The organism is Stenotrophomonas sp. K-6, assembly GCF_056861555.1.
The window spans coordinates 383926-400773 of sequence record NZ_JBSPUC010000003.1; the positions used below are offsets into that span (position 1 = coordinate 383926).

Consider the following 16848-nt stretch of genomic DNA (forward strand, 5'->3'; position numbering starts at 1 on the left):
GCCACGTAGAGCACGGCTCACGCCAAAGTCCGTCTCAGGAATGCGTCCTGCCCGCAAGCTTTGAGGTCTCCCTCAGAGCGCCACCTCGATGCGTCGATTCGCCCTCCTTTCGCTTCTTTTGGCTTGCGCCGATAGTTATGCCGCGACGCTGAACATCATCTCGGCAGACAGTCGAGCTGACGCGCCACTGGGGGTGTCTGTCTCAGGCATGCGGCCCACGGATGTCGTTGAGCTAAGGCTGGCCATGCGTGACTCAAAAGGCACCAACTGGCGCTCCAACGCGGTTTATCGAGCGGATCTGGAAGGCAGGGTTGACCCCTCGACGACGGCCGCCGAGGCGGGCAGCTATACGGGAATCGATCAGGCGGGACTGTTCTGGTCGATGAAGCCGGACGGTCCAGGAAAACCCTCGCCTTTCCCCATCAAAAGGAGGGATGGAGACCTGCGATTCGAGCCTGCGATCTTCACGCTCGAAATGGTTATTGAAGGAAACGTCGCGCAAACCGTCGAACTCCGCCGCTGGATCGACGGCGAAGAGGTTTCCGCGTTCACTGTGGAGTCTCCTGGCCTGGTCGCCAACATCTATGCACCTAGAGGGGCGCTGACAGACGGCCGCCGTCATCCCGTTGTCATTACGCTCGGTGGCTCCGAGGGTGGTATTGAGAGCGCAAACATGTATGCCGCGTGGCTTGCCTCTCATGGGTTCTTGGCCATGTCAGTGGCCTACTACCGCATGCCTGGCTTGCCTAAGGACCTCGTGCGCGTTCCGATTGATCCTGTGTCGGTGGCTGTGGATTGGCTGCAAGAGCAACGCTACGTCGACGCGTCTGGAATAGGTGTGTTGGGAGGGTCTTGGGGCGGCACCATTGCCATGGCGGCCGCGTCGCATGACCAGCGCCTACGCGCCGTGGTCTCGATAGTGGGAAGTCCTGCCCCCTTCCGAGGCATACGGCGAGATATCGCACCAGCCGATTTCCGTGCGGTCGATGAGCCCGGTCTGACCTTGAAGGGGAAGGATCTGCCCTTCCTGCCGTATATGGAGGATTCGCGATGGCTTGATGAGGAAGACGCTACGGCGCAGTCGGCATTGAAATATGCCATGTTGCCGATCGATAAGATCAACGGCCCGCTCATGCTCGTAGCGGCTGGAGACGACCGGCTTGGTCTCTCTGGTGAGATGGCGGCGGTGGCGAGTCGGTATCTGGCGAAGCATCATCGTGATAAGTCCGACGAGATCGTCTATTTCAGTGATGCCGGGCACTTGATCTCCCTGTTCTGGCAGCCAACCACGTATCGACACGACCTGGGTCCTTACCTCAAAGTGGGCGGCACTCCGGAGGGCTATGCGCGCGCGGATCGCGAAGGTGGGGCGGCTGTCATCCGGTTCCTGCGAGCGGCACTGAAAAGTGACCGTGACTCGCTCCCCTCGTCGAAGTGAACGAATTGGCAGTTCACCCTGCGCAGGCCGAGCGCTAAGCTCTCCGGCTCTGCGGTTGACCGGATTTTGGAGGAATGCGTGATCCCCAACGTTTTGAGCATTGCAGGAACAGACCCCACCGGCGGCGCCGGCATTCAAGCAGACCTTAAGGCGTTCTCAGCGCTGGGTGCCTATGGCATGACTGTCATTGCTGCCGTTGTCGCCCAAAACACCCAAGGTGTCTGGCGATTTGTAGCACTTGACCCCGATTTCGTGGAAGCGCAGCTTGAGGCTGTCTTCGATGATGTGCGCGTGGATGCAATCAAAATTGGCATGGTTGCCAATGCGGGCGTTGCCCGTGCTATTGCCAGGACGCTCCGTGAGCGTGCCACGTGCCCTATTGTTCTGGATCCAGTGATGGTGGCCAAAAGTGGTGACCGCCTCTTGGAGGAAGACGCGGTTGCAGTGCTGAGGGATGAGCTGCTTCCGCTATGCACGATCGTCACTCCCAACTTGCCCGAGGCCAGCGATTTGCTTGGTGTGCCAGAGGCCGCCAGCATTGAGCAGATGCATCAAACCCTGGAGGCAATGATGAAGCTTGGGAGCGAGTGGGTGCTGTTGAAGGGTGGACACCTGAAGGGTGCTGAGAGCACCGACCTGCTGGCCGGACATGGAGGGAGGTGGACCTTCAACGCACCGAGGATCGGCACGCGCAACACGCATGGAACCGGCTGCACGCTATCTGCGGCACTTGCCGCGTTGATCCCCAAAATGCCCGTAGTCGATGCAGTTGGGGAGGCAAAGGCCTACCTAAGTGGTGCGATAAACGCAGCTGAGAAGCTCGACGTAGGCCAGGGTCAGGGTCCTGTCCACCACTTCCACGCCTTGTGGCGTTAGTCGCTGCAAGGACCGAGACCGCTCCCAAGGTGATGACTGACCTTTGACACCAACAATCCCCTATGCAGACCACCTCTGACTCGAAAGTGCCCTCACGCCCGCACGTCCGGATAGCAATGCCGATCAGGCTGTTGCTGGTGGCATGTGTGCTTGCATTGGCATATTTCCCGTGGCTCCCATTCCCTTGGCGCATGCCCTTGGTCGGTCTGCTAGGCATCACGTTCGTTTGGATGGAGATTCGCTCACCGTCGTCCTGCGGGCTGCAACGGCGATCACTCGGCCAAACGCTGGCGTGGATGGCCCTGGTGGTCGGGATTGTCGTGGGCCTTGTCGACCCGCTCATTCAACCCCTCGTGGATCATCTGACGGACACGAAGGCCGACTACAGCGGCTACGGACCGTTGCTTGGCAATTTGCCCGCTGCAATGACGCTTGTTGCCGGCGCTTGGCTTAGCGCGGCAATCGGCGAGGAACTCGTCTTTCGCGCGTTCCTCATGCACCAGCTTCACGCGCTATTCGGTGAGGTGCCTGGTCGGATCTATCCCGCGTCGTTGATGGGCGGACTGGTCTTCGGCCTCATGCATGCAAATCAAGGGCTGTCGGGGATCGTCGTGACGGGTCTGGTCGGTGCACTTTTTGGGTTTGCCTACCTTCGATCTGGGCGCAACCTCTGGTCGCTCGTGTTGGCGCACGGCTTGATCGATACGTGGGGAGTGGCGACGCTCTACCTTGGTTGGTACTGATCCAGTTGACTGCTGTTGACCGAGGCACCACCTTCGGGTGGCACGCGTTGACAGGCGCGTTTGGCTCTTGATGGCCGTTTTCCCGATTTGGGGATGGGGCAGGGCTCCCTTAAGTCACGAGACGGCGTGCAGGGGTCAGAGGGGATGCCGACGGTCGAGATGGAACTCGGAAGTTTTTGCATCCTGTGGCTCTCCTCAGGCGAAGGCATGGTGCCCGACTGAAGTGTAGGTGCCTGAAGCAGAATCAGGCGCAGCAGCGGCCGACCTCGGTCTGCGGCTGACCCAAGCTCAAGGCGGGCCAAGCACCGACGGCGCAGCGGCGATGAGCCGCGAAGCGCGAGGCGATGTTCGAAGGAAGGACTGGCTCCCCCTATGCTGAGGCCAAGGCGCGCCCGCGCCGAGTCGCGCCAGGAGACTGCCCCATAACCCGCTTGTAAGCGCGACTGAAAGCCGCCTGCGACGCGTACCCAAGACGCTCTGCCACCACCTCGATGGATAGGCTTTGCTGGCTCAGCCACTGACTCGCCAATTGCATTCGCAGCTCAGTCACGTATCGCAGAGGCGCGGTTCCAATCACACTCTGGAACCGGTCTGCAAAGACCGAACGCGAGGTGTTTGATTCTGCAGCCAGCGCTTCGACAGTCCAGTCACGCCCAGGGTCTCTGTGCAGCGCAAGCAACGACAGCGACAGACGAGGGTCGCGCATTGCCATGACCAGGCCGGATGCGCCGTCGCAACCGCGCTCAACCCAGTCACGCACGATCATGGCGGCGACGGCATCCGCCAGCCGCGCGAGTATGCCTGCATAGCCAATGCGTCCGGAGCACACCTCGCGCTTCATCGCGTCGACCATCGGCAGCAGCCCAGGGAAGGCAGTGGCGTTGCCATCAGCCAACATCACGGCCGGCATCAACTTGCTCAACCCTTGCATGCCCCCCAGATCGAACAGCATGCATCCGTGGAACAGCACTGCGCTTGGCACGGCATGTGTACTCGGGCACGTGTCTATCCCGCTCACTGCCTCACCCAGTGGGGCTGCGACTATCGTTTCCAGGCACTGGACGGGATGGTCCTCGCCCGAGATCAATGTGTGGCCTTCTCCGCGGGGAAGAAGCACGACATCCCCGGCGGAGAGAACGTGTTGGCTGCCGTCCGCGCCACGAAGAATCGCAGTGCCCACTGCCAGGTAATGGAAGTAGGCATGGCCCGGCTTCGGTGGAAATCCAAGCCCAAAGGTCGGCCCGGTCTGGATGCGTCGGTATTGAACGCCATGCAGCCGCATGCCGGTCAGCAGCTCGCTGATCAGGTCGGTGGACTGGGGTGGAGCGTGGCTTATGGAGATGGCCCGGGGTTTCGATCAAAAATACAGGTTGGACAATCATAGATCATCCTGATCTGGCTCCCTAGACTCTCGGCTGCACGAACGCACTGGGATCTTTGATGAGCAATAACGTAGTTGACGCCGCGAACGCGCCTGATTCTGTGGAGAGGGGCAGCGGAGAGCCGTCTTCATCAGCCTGGGTGGCGGTGTTTTCGCTGGCCATGGGCGTCTTTGGGCTGCTCACGGCGGAGTATCTGCCTGCCAGCCTGTTGACGCCTATGGCGGCGGACCTGGGGGTATCGGAGGCGCTGGCCGGTCAAGCAGTGACGGTCACCGCTGTCGTGGCCCTGTTCGCCGGCCTGCTTGTGCCACGGCTGACCCGTTCGATCGATAGGCGCCTGGTGCTGTTGAGTTTCACGGGTCTGATGATCCTCTCCAACGCCTTGGTGGCGCTGTCTTCCAGCATGGGCGTCCTCCTGGTGATGCGCGTCCTTCTGGGCGTGGCGCTGGGCGGCTTCTGGAGCATGGCAGCGGCCGTGGCCATGCGGTTGGTGCCGCCACAGCGCGTGCCTCGCGCGCTGTCCATCATCTTCAGCGGGATTGCGGTCGGCACGGTGGTGTCGGTTCCTTTGGGGAGCTACCTGGGAGGATTGCTGGGCTGGCGCAGCGCCTTCTGGGCGGCGACGGCGGTGGGTGGACTCACGTTTGCGTTCCAGTGGTTCACGCTGCCCCGTATGGCGCCACGCAAGGCGGCGCTCCCAGAGTCGGTGGTGGGCCTGTTGCGCCGGCCAGGCATCGCGGTCGGAATGCTGGGCTGCGTTCTGGCGCACACCGGTCAGTACTCGCTCTTTACTTACATCCGCCCCACGTTGGAGAGCCTGGGGCAGATGAGCGCTGATGGCCTCGCGCTGATTCTGCTCGGATTCGGTGTGGCGAACTTTGTCGGCACACTCCTGGCGGGCTGGCTCATGGAGCGCAGTCTGAAAGTCACGTTGGTGATCATGCCTGCCTTGGTTGGCGCAGCCGCGCTCGGCATGCTCCTGTTGCCGGTGGGCGTCGGCGGGCTGGCGATCCTGGTCGCGCTCTGGGGCCTGGCCTTCGGTGGCGTGCCCGTTGCCTGGTCGAGCTGGGTCGCGCGCGCGGTGCCCGATCAGGCCGAGAGTGCCGGCGGGATGGTGGTCGCTGCAGTGCAGTCCTCCATCGCAGCGGGCGCCGCCTTGGGCGGCTTGGTGTTCGGGATGGGAGGCATCGTTGCCGTCCTCACCGTTGCCGCGGCAGTAATGCTGCTCGCCAGCCTGCTCATCGCGCTGAGGGTCAGGGTGAGCCCGCCGACGTTGTCGGCAGGTCCAGCGTTTCATATTTAGCCGACAGCCGACCACTTCCGCTAGAGTGTCGCACCCCGTTGAACTGGCGCTCGCACCCGAGCATGCGCTTAGAGGATGTTGTTGTTGATGGTGTTGAAAGGTCTTGTGGTGTTGTTTTTGGTGTTGGCGTCGGTTCCTGGTGTGGCAGCAGAGCTGGTCGGCCGCGCGACGGTGACTGACGGGGACACGCTCACCATCGCCAAGCAGCGCATCCGCCTGTGGGGCATTGATGCGCCGGAAAGCGCCCAGCAATGCACCAGCAACGACGGACGTCCATGGCCTTGTGGCCGACGGTCCGCGGCTGCCCTGGATGGCTATGTGCTGGATAAAACCGTTCGTTGCCGGCCGAAAGACACGGACCGCTACGGCCGAGTGGTGGCGGAGTGCTTTGTCCAAGGGCAGTCGGTCAATCGGCGGATGGTGCGCGCCGGTTGGGCGGTCGCGTATCGCCAGTACGCGACGGCATTCATCGCAGACGAAGGCGACGCGCGCCAGCACCAGCGGAATCTCTGGCAGGGGCCATTCCAGATGCCAGCTGACTATCGTCGCAGCAGGCGTGAGCAGACGGCACGACAATCCCCGGTGGCTTCGCCGCCGGCGCCGGGAGGATGTCGCATCAAGGGCAACATCTCCCGCGAAGGCAGGAGGATCTACCACGTGCCAGGCCAGCGGGACTACGAACGCACGAGCATCGACCTGAGCCGCGGCGAGCGCATGTTCTGCAGCCCTGCGGATGCACTGCGAGCGGGGTGGCAGCCGGCGAAGCGATGAGCTTCTCAAGCCCTCCCATGCAGGCGTTTACGCAGCAAGCCAGACGCCCACGCGATCGCCATCGCAGGTAACGCCAGCACCAGCGCATACACCAGTCCGGCCAGCAACAACGGGCCAACGCCCGACATCACGGCCACCACTGGCACCTGCAGCACCATGAACAACAATCCCCATAGCCATGCTTTACGGGGAAAACAGGCACCAAGCACTGCGGCAATGGCCAGTGCGATGGGATAGACGACGGTCCAGAACGCAGGCGCATCCCAAGGCTCGCCGCCAGGTGTCCGCCAGGCCACCAGTACCCAGAACACCACGCCGACCTTCAGCGTGACAGCAGTGGCAGCAATGGAATTTCCGGTCATCTGCATCGTTGGGCTCCCGCACGAACATGCAGGATGCCATTGTCGCGTTGACGGTGCGTGAGTCATTCAGACCGAGCGCAACGCCTTACTCGTGTTGCCCCTGGCGAAGTGCCTCTGCTTGCTCGAACAGCGCCTTGAGAATGGCGACATAGGCCTTCTCGGTCTCAGCTCCAGACGTATTGGTGAAGAAGACAATGCTGTTCATGCCGGGTGGCTTGAAGATACGGCGTTCGGTGTAGGTGTCCAGAGACTGGCCGGTCGTGCGATCAACGATGTAACCCGCCAGCCGTGCACAGGGGTTCTGGTCGCTCGCTGCATGAACACGCATTCCCATCCCGCGCGGGCGGCGGGCTTGCACCACACACTCTCTGTCATGCGCCCACTCGCCGGCAGGCGCATGATGCCTGTTCAAGCCATCCCCCGAACCGATACCTGGAACTCCCATGCCGATACGTGCGACTGAAAACGAGACATACGACGTCGCCATCATCGGCGGCAGCTACGCGGGCATGTCCGCGGCGTTGCAACTGGTCCGTGCCCGGCGAAGGGTAGTGATTATCGACGCCGGGCAACCGCGTAACCGCAATGCGAAGGTGGCCCATGGCTTTCTGGGGCGGGAGGGGCTGGCGCCGGCGGACATCGCCTCCCAGGCCCGCGACGAACTGCTGCGCTACCCCACGCTGACGTGGTTGGCCGGCAAGGCCCTGCGGGGCGCGGCGGTCGAAGGCAGCGGGGCCTTCCAGATCAACACGGAGGAGGGGCAGACGATTCGGGCTGATCGACTGATCCTGGCGCACGGCGTGAGCGACGATCTGCCCGAAATCGAGGGCATCGGCGAGCGTTGGGGCCGAAGTGTCTTCCACTGCCCGTACTGCCATGGCTATGAAGTGTTCGAAGGGCGGATCGGCGTCATCGGGTGCGCCAAGGATGGCGGCGCAGCGCAGGCGCTGCTGCTGAGCGACTGGGGTCAGATCACGCTCTTCTGCAGCCGAGCGTCGGCGCAGATCGATGCGGCGCAGCGTGTCCGGCTGGAAGAAAGCGGGGTAGTGATCGAATCGACCCACGTGCGTGCCGTGGAAGACACCTCGACCGTCGTGCTGGCCGATGGACGCCGCGTGGGCGTAGATGCGCTGTTCATTTCTCCGCACTCCCGGCTGTCCAGTCACCTGGCCGACCAACTCGGTTGCGAGTTGAAGGATGGCGGATGCATCACGACCGATTCCGCCAAGCAGACAACCGTGCCGGGTGTGTTTGCCTGCGGCGATGCCGCGCGAATGGCTGGGAGCATCGCATTGGCCGTCGGTGAGGGCGCGTTGGCTGGCGTAGCCGTACACCACTCGTTGATGGGTCTGCTTGAGTAGACGATTGCTGCCTCAATGACACCCCAGAGCTTGCCGCCTTCCTGCCGCTCTCTGCCCTGAACGGGTCAGAGAGCCGCGGGATCAAGCATCAACGGCGTGCGTCGTCGCGCGCCTTGCCTACGTCGCTTTGGACTTCGCCAACACCCTTCTGGATCTTGCCTTCCACTTCTTTCGTCTTGTCGCCGGTGACCTTGCCGACGACTTCCTTTACAGTGCCCTTGACCTGGTTCTTGGCGCCTTCAGTGCGATTCTTGTCCATGGTTGACTCCACGATTGGTTAGAGAGAGGGCCCGTGTTGCCGGGCATCTCCACCCTGACGCGAGCGCAGTGGCGCGAAGGTGAAATTCGCTGGGACCGCGGAATCTGTTCAAGCGCGGGAAAGGTTGATGCTCACATGCGCTGCACGTCACTCATCCGCATCGCGCTCATCCCATCCATCACCATCCCATTGCTGCGGTTCGGCGATAGCTGCGGCGGCGTCCGGATCGACAGGCTCCAACAGCGTGTAATCGTCGCGCGAAGGATCACGGAATGCGCGGCTGACCGGATAGGCCTCCAGCGCTGGGGTGGATGCGTGGGCACGTAATGCCACAGGTGTCTTGAAGGCGCCACTCAACCACTCCAGTGCGGTGGCTGGCGCGATGAATATCGGTCCGTCCGGTGTAAGTGGGGAGGGGATCGCGTTGTTCGGTCCGGTCAACACCGTAAAGCTGTCCAGCTGCTGGCCATCTTCGTTTTCCCAGTGCTCCCACAGCCCCGCTGCGAGCAGGGCCAGGCCGTCCTTGCGCTGCACGAACAGTGGCCAGGGTGGCCGGCGCTCCCTGTCCCATTTGTAGTAGCCGGTGATGGGCAGCACGCAGGGGCGCTGCGCCCATGCCTGCGCGAAGATCCTGCTTCGCGGCGCGCGATCAAGGCGCGCGGTGACCGTCGTGTACGGGGTGGCGGGTTCCTTCGACCAGCGTGGCACCAAGCCCCACACCATGTCCGCCACCACGATCGTCCCATCGTGGTCACGTGCGATCAGCGCGGCGACGCCGCCTTTGGCGATGTTGTAGTGGTCTGGCGCGGTCGCCAGAGCGCGGGCAAGCGCCCTCGGGAGTCCCTCAGGAAGCGACTCTGTGTCAGCAATGGCTTGTGCAAAACGGCGCATGGCGTTGGCTCATGGCCCCGGATTCCGGGGCCGCTTCGCTCAGAGCAGGGCGACGCTGGAAGTCTGCGGCGCCATGTCGTTGCAGGCATCCAGCCGTGCGTGGCTGATCGCCTGGTGCGAGCCACAGTGATGGCAGCGGAACAGCGCGCCGCCGGGCAGGTGGATCAGGCTGGCATCGGCCGAGGAGGTGGTGCCGCAGGGGCCACATTCGACGGTCAGCGCGATGATGCGTTCGACCGCGCCTGCGTAGGAGTAGGCGGCCTCGAAGGCATGGACAACGAAGGGACGTGCATGGGGCATCGTTGGTCCTGAGGGAGTGGGGTGGAGTGAGCATCCACCGGCGGCTGTGATGGTGTCGTGCTGGTGTTCGTGCGTTTCAGCTTGGAGAGTGGGGATCCCCCAACGCCGCCTTGCGCGCCTGGAACACCTCCGGCGTCTGCGGCTTCACGAACAGTGCCACCAGTTCCGGATACTCCGCTTTCACCGCCTTTTCGATACGCGTGATGCACGCCTCGATCTGCGGCGTCGTCCGATCATCCTCGAACTCCGCGCTCAGCATCGCGACCACCTGGTCCGGGCCCATCTGCATGGTGGTCACACCATTGGCGCGGCGCAGATCGGCATCCCCGGTGGCCACGGCGAGGATGCGCTTGGCCACGCTGGGGTGCGCAGGCTCGCCCACCAGCAGGCCCTTGGTTTCGCGCGCCAGCAGGAAGGCGGTGACGGCCAGCACGCCGGCAATGCACAGCGAGGCCACGCCATCCAGGATCGGCATGTCCAGCAGTTGCGCGGCCAGCAGGCCGATCAGTGCGAAGCCCAGGCCGAGCAGGGCCGCGCTGTCCTCCAGCAACACCGTGAAGGTGGACGGATCCTTGCTGCGGCGGAAGGCCTCGAAGTAACCCATCGCGCCTTTGGTGGCGCGGAACTCGCGCAGCGCGATCCACCAGGAGGCGCCCTCGAACACGAGGGAAACGCCCAGCACGACGTAGCTGATCAGGTGATTGGTGGCTGGCTCCGGGTTGCGGATGTGCTGGATGCCTTCATAGGCCGAAACGCCCGCACCCGCGGCAAACACCAGCAGCGCGACGATGAAGCTCCAGAAGTACAGCTCACGCCCGTAGCCGAACGGATGGGTGGTATCGGGTTTCTGCTCGGCCCGCCGCAGGCCGTACAACAGCAGCAGCTCGTTGATGGTGTCCACCAGCGAGTGGACGCCTTCGCTGAGCATCGCTGAACTGCCCGAGATGCCGGCGGCGATGAACTTGGCGATGGCGATGGCCAGGTTGCCGGCGAGGGCGGCGTAGATGACGAGACGGGAGCCGGTTGGCTTGGCCATGGCGGAGCGCAGGGGAGGGGGAGAAGCGCATCATCCTCAACCGGCTGTCCGGGCCGCGTGCAGGCCGTGGCCGCACGGGCATCGGCGCGGGGATTCCACCGGCCACCGCGTTGACGCAGAATTGCAGGCGGTGGCGTAGATTGCTCCTCCGTTACGGTCGGCCGCCCGCTGCCCGCCGCTACGTCCCGCGCTCTGCAATGCCTTCCGTTCAAGCTCTGGTGCCCCGATGATGTCTGTCCGTCCCTTCTCTGTCGCGCCGGTGCGCGGTGCGCGCATACCGCCGATGCCGTGGGGGTCTGCGTGAGCGGACGGGAAGGGCGTTTTCCGGGCGGCACCGGTCCGCTGGCCGAGCAGGTGCGGGCATTTGATTGGCAGGCCACGCCCGTAGGGCCAATCGAAACCTGGCCCGGGGCGCTTCGCAACGCCATCAACCTGATCCTGGCCTCGCCCGAGAGCATGTATGTGGTCTGGGGCGAGGACCTGACGTTCTTCTTCAACGACGCCTACAGCCCGATTCTGGGCCCTCGATTGGAGGGAGCGCTGGGCGCCCCGCTGAGGCAGCTGTGGGCCGATGCCTGGGATGCGGTGCGAGTCCCGATCGAGGCGGCATTTGCGGGCAGCGCGTCGCGCTACGAGAACCTGCCCATTTCCATGAGCCGCCGCGGTGAGCCGGAAGATACCTGGTGGACCTTTTCCTTCTCGCCGATCTATCTGGACGACGGCAGCGTAGGCGGTGCGTTCTGCGTGACCAACGAGGTCACCGACATCATCGTGGCCCAGCAGCGCCTGGCCCGTGAGAACGAGCGTCTCATCGCACTGTTCGACAAGTCGCCGATGTTCATGGCGTTCCTGAGTGGGCCTGAGCATCGCGTGGAGCTGGCCAATCCCGGTTACGAGCGGCTGGTAGGCAACCGCCACGTGCTTGGCAAATCGATTCGCGAGGCGCTGCCGGAGATCGTCGAGCAGGGCTTTCTGCCGATCCTGGATGAGGTGTATCGCACCGGCAAGCCGTACATCGGCAACGAAGTGGTGTACGACGCGCCCTTCCCATCCGATCCGTCGTCGGCCAGGCGCATGCTGGACATCGTGTTCCAGCCGGTGGCCGGCGAGGATGGCAGCACCGCCGGTGTCTTCGTGCAGGGCCTGGACGTCACCTCGCACATCGAGCTGCAGCGCTCGATGCGGCGGGTGGAGGCCCGCAATCGCCAGATCATCGACAGTGCCAAGGACTACGCGATCGTGGCCTCCGATCTGGAGGGCAGGGTGACCCTCTGGAACGCGGGTGCCGAGCACATCTTCGGTTGGACCGAAGCCGAGATGCTGGGCCAGAACGTCGAGGTGATCTATACACCGGAGGACATCCAGGCCGGGCGCCTCCATCACAATCGCGTCGTCTCGATCGAATCGGGCGGTGTCAGCGGCGAGCGTTGGTTGATGCGCCGGTCCGGGGAGCGTTTCTGGGCCAATGGCGCGATGACCGTGCTGCGCGGCGAAGATGGCGCAGTGCTGGGTTTCGTCAAGGTGTTGGGCGACCGCACCGAGGAACAACGGGCCAGTGCCGCGCTGGTACACAGCGAGCGCCGCCTGGGCGCGCTGGTGAGTGCGTCCTCCGAGTCGCTGTATGCGGTCACCGCCGACTGGCGTGAGATGCGGCAGATCCTGGCCACGGGCGAGGAGCCGGCCAGTGAAGGTTTCCCGGCGATCACCGATTGGCGGGACAAGTATGTCCATCCGGATGACATGCGCCTGCTGGAGCAGGCAATCGCACGTGCGATGGAGCATCGTCAGCCGCTGGAACTGGAACACCGCACGTTGCGCGCGGACGGCAGCGTGGGCTGGGTGCAGATGCGGGCGGTACCTTTGCTGGATGCTGCGGGCGATGTAACCGAGTGGTTCGGCACCGCCGCCGATGTGACCGAGCGTCGCCTGGCCGAGGAACAACTGCGTGAGCTGACCTTGACCCTGGAAGAGCGCGTGCAGGCCCGCAGCGCCGAGCTGCAGGTGGCCGAGGAGCGGTTGCGGCAAAGCCAGAAGATGGAGGCGGTCGGCCAGTTGACCGGCGGCCTGGCGCATGACTTCAACAATCTGCTGACCGCCATCTCGGTGGGCCTGGAACTGCTTGAGCTGCGTATCGATCAGCGGCGTTATGACGATGTGGGGCGCTACCTGGAGATGGCGCAGTCCAGTGCCTCGCGCGCCACCGCGCTCACCCAGCGTCTGCTGGCCTTCTCACGCCGGCAGACGCTGGCGCCGACGGCGGTGGTGGCCGATGCGATGGTGCGCGGCATGCTGGATATCATTTCCCGAACGCTGGGGCCCTCGATCTCGATCTCCACGCAGTTGGATTCCGATCCCTGGGCGGTGCTGGTCGATGTGCCACAGATGGAGAATGCGTTGTTGAACCTGTGCATCAACGCGCGTGATGCCATGCCTGACGGCGGGCCGCTCATCATCAGTACTGCGAACGTCACGGTGCGGGGGGCGGCAGCGGCAGCGCTGGATACACCGCCGGGTGACTACATCCGCCTGGCAGTGAAAGATGCCGGTACGGGAATGGACGCGGCGGTCATCGAAAAGGTGTTCGAGCCGTTCTTCACCACCAAGCCGATCGGCCAGGGCACCGGGTTGGGGTTGTCGATGATCTACGGGTTCACCCGGCAATCCGGCGGGCAGGTGCGGATCGATTCTCAGGTCGGGCAGGGCACGACCGTGGAGCTGTATCTGCCGCGGTTCCTTGGTGAAGCGGTGGATGAGACGGCAGAGGAACGCACACAGGATGTGAATTCAGGAATGTCGCCGAGCGTCGGGACGATTCTGGTCGTCGAGGACGAGGAGGCGATCCGTGCGCTGCTGACCGAGGTGCTGGGTGGGGCCGGGTATCGGGTCCTGCAGGCACCGGAGGGCGGGCAGGCGATCGAGGTGCTGCGCTCGGAGGAGACCATCGATCTGCTGATCACCGATGTCGGTCTGACAGGTGGGTTGAACGGTCGTCAGGTCGCTGATGCCGGGCGTCAGGTTCGCCCGGGGCTGCCCGTGTTGTTCATTACCGGCTATGCGGCGTCGGCGGCCGTAGGCGCGGGGCAGTTGGAGGAGGGCATGGAGGTGCTCACCAAGCCGTTCACCACTACCGAACTGGAGCGCAGGGCGCGTGCATTGCTGTCTGCTGCCGGCGCAGAACGCATTCCGGGCGCCTAGACGAGCGCCCGCACGGTACTGAGCAATTGGCTGAGCGTGAACGGCTTGCGCAGCAGCTTGATGCCGCAGGCCAGGAAGTCGGGGCGGGCACCCGCCTGACCGGCGTAGCCGGTGACCAGCAGGATCGGCATGGCCGGGTGGAGCGTGGTAGCGAGCGTGGCCAGGTCGCGGCCATCCATGCCGGGGAGCCCGACATCGGAGACGAGCAGATCGAACGGTCCTTGCTTCAGACACCCCAGCGCCGTTTCGGCATCGCCAACATCCAGGACATCAAAGCCGTCTTCGTTGAGGATGTCCTTGGTCATCTCCCGGATGGGTGCATCGTCTTCGACCAGAAGCACGCGGCATCGCGGGTGGTCTGTCACAACGGTCATCGCGGTCAAGCGTCCTCGTGGCATGCAGTGGTCTGCGTGGAGGTCCACCTTAGCGCCCGCGCCTGTTAGCCCGCCGTGCACCGCGCGGCAGATCGGCGTCATGAGTCCCAGGAAGCTGCCCCCGTCGGCAGCTCCCACACACCGCTCAATTCAGCGCATTGCCCGAAGGGGCGCCGCCATCCTCGCGAAGCGCGCCGAGGATCGAGCGTGCCAGGTCGGTACGGGTAAAGGGTTTTGGCAGGATGGCGATGTTCCGGCCGACCGCGCCACTGGCCTCGATATCGCGGGGATAGCCCGAGGTGAACAGTACCCGGAGGCCGGGCTGTTGGCCCAGTGCCTGCTTGGCCAGCGCCCAGCCGGACATGCCCGGCATCACGATGTCCGAGAACAGCAGGTCCACCTCGGCTTCCGGGCGTTCGAGCAGGCGCAGTGCGGAGGGGCCATCGTGGGCCTCCAATACGCGGTAGCCGAGCTGGCGCAGCGTCTCTACGGTGTAGGCACGCACATCGTCGTTGTCCTCGGCCACCAGAACGGTCGTCTCGTCCTGTGCCTCGTAGGCGTTCAGCGCCTGCTCGTCGGCGAGGCGCTCGCTGGGCAGCGCCGCAGCCGAGCGCGGGAACAGCAGGGTGATCGTGGTGCCGGCGCCCTCGGTCGAATCCAGCAGCACATGGCCGCCGGACTGCTTGGCAAAGCCGTATACCATCGACAACCCCAGCCCGGTACCGCGGCCGACTTCCTTGGTGGTGAAGAACGGCTCGAACACCCGTGTCATCACCTCGGCCGACATGCCTTGGCCGGAGTCGCGGACCCGGACCATGGCGTACTGGCCGGCGGGCACGTCCGGATGCTGCGCGGCGTAATCCTCGTCCAGATGGATATTGTCGACCTCGATGGTGAGGCGGCCGCCCTCGGGCATCGCATCGCGTGCATTGACCGCCAGGTTGAGGACGGAGGCCTCCAGCTGGCTGGGGTCGATCTCCACGCACCAGATATCCGGGCTGTACACCATCTCGATCTGAACCAGCTCGCCCAACGAGCGCTGCAGCATGTCCTGCATGCCACGCAGCTGCTCGTTGAGATCCACCGGCATGTTCTTCAGCGGCTGCCGGCGCGAAAACGCCAGCAAGCGCTGGGTGACGTTGGCCGCGCGCATCACGCCCTTCATCGCATTGTCCAGCGAGCGCGACGAATTGCCGGCCGTGTCGCCCAGCCGGTCGGTCAACATCTTGGCGTACTCGATGTTTCCGGCGATGACGGTCAGGATGTTGTTGAAGTCGTGCGCGATGCCGCCGGTCAGCTGGCCGACCGCCTCGATCTTCTGGCTCTGCCGCAGCGCCTCTTCGGCCTGGCGACGGGCCGTGGTTTCCACCGCTTCAGACACCACGGCGGTGATCTGGCCGTTGTGATCGAGCAATGGCCGGAAGGAAAACTCGAAGGCGCGTTTGCCGGTCGGCAGGCGCAGTTCGAGCTCATGCCGGGAGGCAGTGCCCGCCGCCGCCTGATCAACGGCCGCGCAGACGACCTGGGGTATGCCGGGGGTATCGGCGAACCACGCCGACTCGCAGTACACGGCGTCACGGACGTCCTCCTTGTCGGCCAGGATGGCAGCCAACGAGGCGGAGTTGGTGTCGATGATGCGCCCGTCCAGACTCAGCAGATTCTGGTGCTGGAAGCTGGACTCGAACAGGGCTTGCAGGCGGCTCTCGCTGCGATGCAGTTCGGCGGTGCGCTCACCCACCTGGCGCTCGAGCGAGGCATTGCTGGCGGTCAACAGCGACTGCGCCAGTTTGAGCTCGCTGATATCGCGTGCCATGGCGTAATACCCCAGCACCGACCCATCCGGCGCCAGCTCGGGGACGCAGTCGATCTGGGCGTGGCGTGACTCGCCAATGCTGCGACGGGACAGCATTTCGAAGCTGACTTTCTCCCCGCCCAGGACGCGCTCCAGGTGACGCTGCACCTCGGTGAAGCTTTCCTCGCCGATGATTTCGCGGGTATGCCTGCCGACCAGGCTGTCCGGCGTCAGGCCATGCCATTCCACGTAGGCATTGTTGGCAAAGCGGAAGCGGTGGTCGTGCCCGAAGTAGGCGATCAGCGCGGGCAATGAATCGGTGATCAGCCGCAGCCGCTGGTGGCTGTCGTGCAGCTCGGCCTCCACGCGCTGCAGGCGGCGGCGCTCGTCAGCTTCATGGATGGCCCGGACCACGGCATCGGGCAGGCGCTGCAGACGCGACTTGACCACGTAGTCGCGGGCACCTCGCTTGAGGGCTTTGACGGCAAGCTCTTCACTGAGCGTGCCGGAAACGAAAATGAAGGGAATCTCGGGGGCCAACTCACTGGCCAGGGCGAGCGCGGCATCGCCGTCGAACCCGGGCAGGACGTGATCGGCCAGGATCACATCGAAGCCGCCAGCGGCCAGCGCCTGGACCAGACCATCGTGGGACCAGGTCCGTTCGAAGGTGAAGGGCAGGCCGGCGCGTCGCAGCTGGGCCGTGATCAGCTCGGCATCCAGCGCACTGTCTTCGACCATCAGAATCCTGATGGTCTTTGTTGTGGC

Annotated in this window: 16 protein-coding genes; 7 read left to right on the plus strand and 9 right to left on the minus strand. The window is 64.2% G+C overall.

Annotated elements, in window-relative coordinates:
- The first annotated feature begins 88 nt into the window (after positions 1–88).
- The 3 genes from AC13F7_RS12115 to AC13F7_RS12125 all read left to right on the plus strand — a co-directional run bounded on the left by AC13F7_RS12115 (position 89) and on the right by AC13F7_RS12125 (position 3057).
- A complete protein-coding gene (locus AC13F7_RS12115; protein ID WP_483000615.1) occupies positions 89–1438 on the plus strand; it encodes an alpha/beta fold hydrolase in 1350 nt (449 codons plus the stop codon).
- A 78-nt stretch (positions 1439–1516) separates the two neighbouring features.
- A complete protein-coding gene (thiD, locus tag AC13F7_RS12120; RefSeq protein ID WP_483000617.1) occupies positions 1517–2314 on the plus strand; it encodes a bifunctional hydroxymethylpyrimidine kinase/phosphomethylpyrimidine kinase in 798 nt (265 codons plus the stop codon).
- Positions 2315–2505: 191 nt separating this feature from the next.
- Positions 2506–3057, plus strand: a complete 552-nt coding sequence (locus AC13F7_RS12125) for a CPBP family intramembrane glutamic endopeptidase (RefSeq protein ID WP_483001030.1) — start codon at positions 2506–2508, stop codon at positions 3055–3057.
- A 370-nt stretch (positions 3058–3427) separates the two neighbouring features.
- On the opposite strand, the gene AC13F7_RS12130 is transcribed toward AC13F7_RS12125, so the two are convergent.
- The gene (locus AC13F7_RS12130; protein ID WP_483001033.1) at positions 3428–4399 is read right to left on the minus strand and encodes an AraC family transcriptional regulator; all 972 of its coding nucleotides are present in this window, start codon (positions 4397–4399) and stop codon (positions 3428–3430) included.
- A 98-nt stretch (positions 4400–4497) separates the two neighbouring features.
- Between AC13F7_RS12130 and AC13F7_RS12135 the strand changes: the two genes are divergently transcribed.
- Both AC13F7_RS12135 and AC13F7_RS12140 read left to right on the plus strand, forming a co-directional pair.
- Entirely contained in the window at positions 4498–5742 is a 1245-nt protein-coding gene (locus tag AC13F7_RS12135; protein ID WP_483000619.1) for an MFS transporter, read from the plus strand.
- A 75-nt stretch (positions 5743–5817) separates the two neighbouring features.
- On the plus strand, positions 5818–6513 hold the full coding sequence (locus tag AC13F7_RS12140; protein ID WP_483000622.1) for a thermonuclease family protein: 696 nt from the start codon (positions 5818–5820) through the stop codon (positions 6511–6513).
- Between the two features lie 5 nt (positions 6514–6518).
- On the opposite strand, the gene AC13F7_RS12145 is transcribed toward AC13F7_RS12140, so the two are convergent.
- Both AC13F7_RS12145 and AC13F7_RS12150 read right to left on the minus strand, forming a co-directional pair.
- Positions 6519–6881 carry a hypothetical protein gene (locus AC13F7_RS12145; RefSeq protein ID WP_481469837.1) on the minus strand — a complete coding sequence of 121 codons (363 nt, stop codon included), beginning with the start codon at positions 6879–6881 and terminating at the stop codon, positions 6519–6521.
- 79 nt (positions 6882–6960) lie between these two features.
- Positions 6961–7203, minus strand: coding sequence for a hypothetical protein (locus tag AC13F7_RS12150; RefSeq protein ID WP_483000625.1), 243 nt, complete (start codon positions 7201–7203; stop codon positions 6961–6963).
- A 115-nt stretch (positions 7204–7318) separates the two neighbouring features.
- On the opposite strand from AC13F7_RS12150, the gene AC13F7_RS12155 reads away from it, so the two are divergent.
- Positions 7319–8236 carry an NAD(P)/FAD-dependent oxidoreductase gene (locus tag AC13F7_RS12155; RefSeq protein WP_483000629.1) on the plus strand — a complete coding sequence of 306 codons (918 nt, stop codon included), beginning with the start codon at positions 7319–7321 and terminating at the stop codon, positions 8234–8236.
- Positions 8237–8324: 88 nt separating this feature from the next.
- Here the strand turns inward: AC13F7_RS12155 and AC13F7_RS12160 are convergent, their stop codons facing one another.
- The 4 genes from AC13F7_RS12160 to AC13F7_RS12175 all read right to left on the minus strand — a co-directional run bounded on the left by AC13F7_RS12160 (position 8325) and on the right by AC13F7_RS12175 (position 10722).
- Complete coding sequence (locus tag AC13F7_RS12160) at positions 8325–8495, minus strand: CsbD family protein (protein WP_019184192.1); 171 nt, start codon at positions 8493–8495, stop codon at positions 8325–8327.
- 147 nt (positions 8496–8642) lie between these two features.
- Positions 8643–9386 (minus strand): SOS response-associated peptidase, encoded by a 744-nt coding sequence (locus AC13F7_RS12165; RefSeq protein ID WP_483000631.1) that lies wholly within the window; start codon positions 9384–9386, stop codon positions 8643–8645.
- Between the two features lie 39 nt (positions 9387–9425).
- The gene (locus AC13F7_RS12170; protein ID WP_481469832.1) at positions 9426–9686 is read right to left on the minus strand and encodes a hypothetical protein; all 261 of its coding nucleotides are present in this window, start codon (positions 9684–9686) and stop codon (positions 9426–9428) included.
- 76 nt (positions 9687–9762) lie between these two features.
- Entirely contained in the window at positions 9763–10722 is a 960-nt protein-coding gene (locus AC13F7_RS12175; protein ID WP_483000634.1) for a cation diffusion facilitator family transporter, read from the minus strand.
- 300 nt (positions 10723–11022) lie between these two features.
- On the opposite strand from AC13F7_RS12175, the gene AC13F7_RS12180 reads away from it, so the two are divergent.
- On the plus strand, positions 11023–13917 hold the full coding sequence (locus AC13F7_RS12180; protein WP_483000636.1) for a hybrid sensor histidine kinase/response regulator: 2895 nt from the start codon (positions 11023–11025) through the stop codon (positions 13915–13917).
- Here AC13F7_RS12180 and AC13F7_RS12185 read toward each other — a convergent pair.
- Both AC13F7_RS12185 and AC13F7_RS12190 read right to left on the minus strand, forming a co-directional pair.
- Complete coding sequence (locus AC13F7_RS12185; RefSeq protein ID WP_481469883.1) at positions 13914–14291, minus strand: response regulator; 378 nt, start codon at positions 14289–14291, stop codon at positions 13914–13916. The two genes, AC13F7_RS12180 and AC13F7_RS12185, sit on opposite strands and share 4 nt — an antisense overlap.
- 145 nt (positions 14292–14436) lie before the next feature.
- A complete protein-coding gene (locus AC13F7_RS12190) occupies positions 14437–16821 on the minus strand; it encodes a hybrid sensor histidine kinase/response regulator (RefSeq protein WP_483000638.1) in 2385 nt (794 codons plus the stop codon).
- Positions 16822–16848 lie beyond the last annotated feature (27 nt).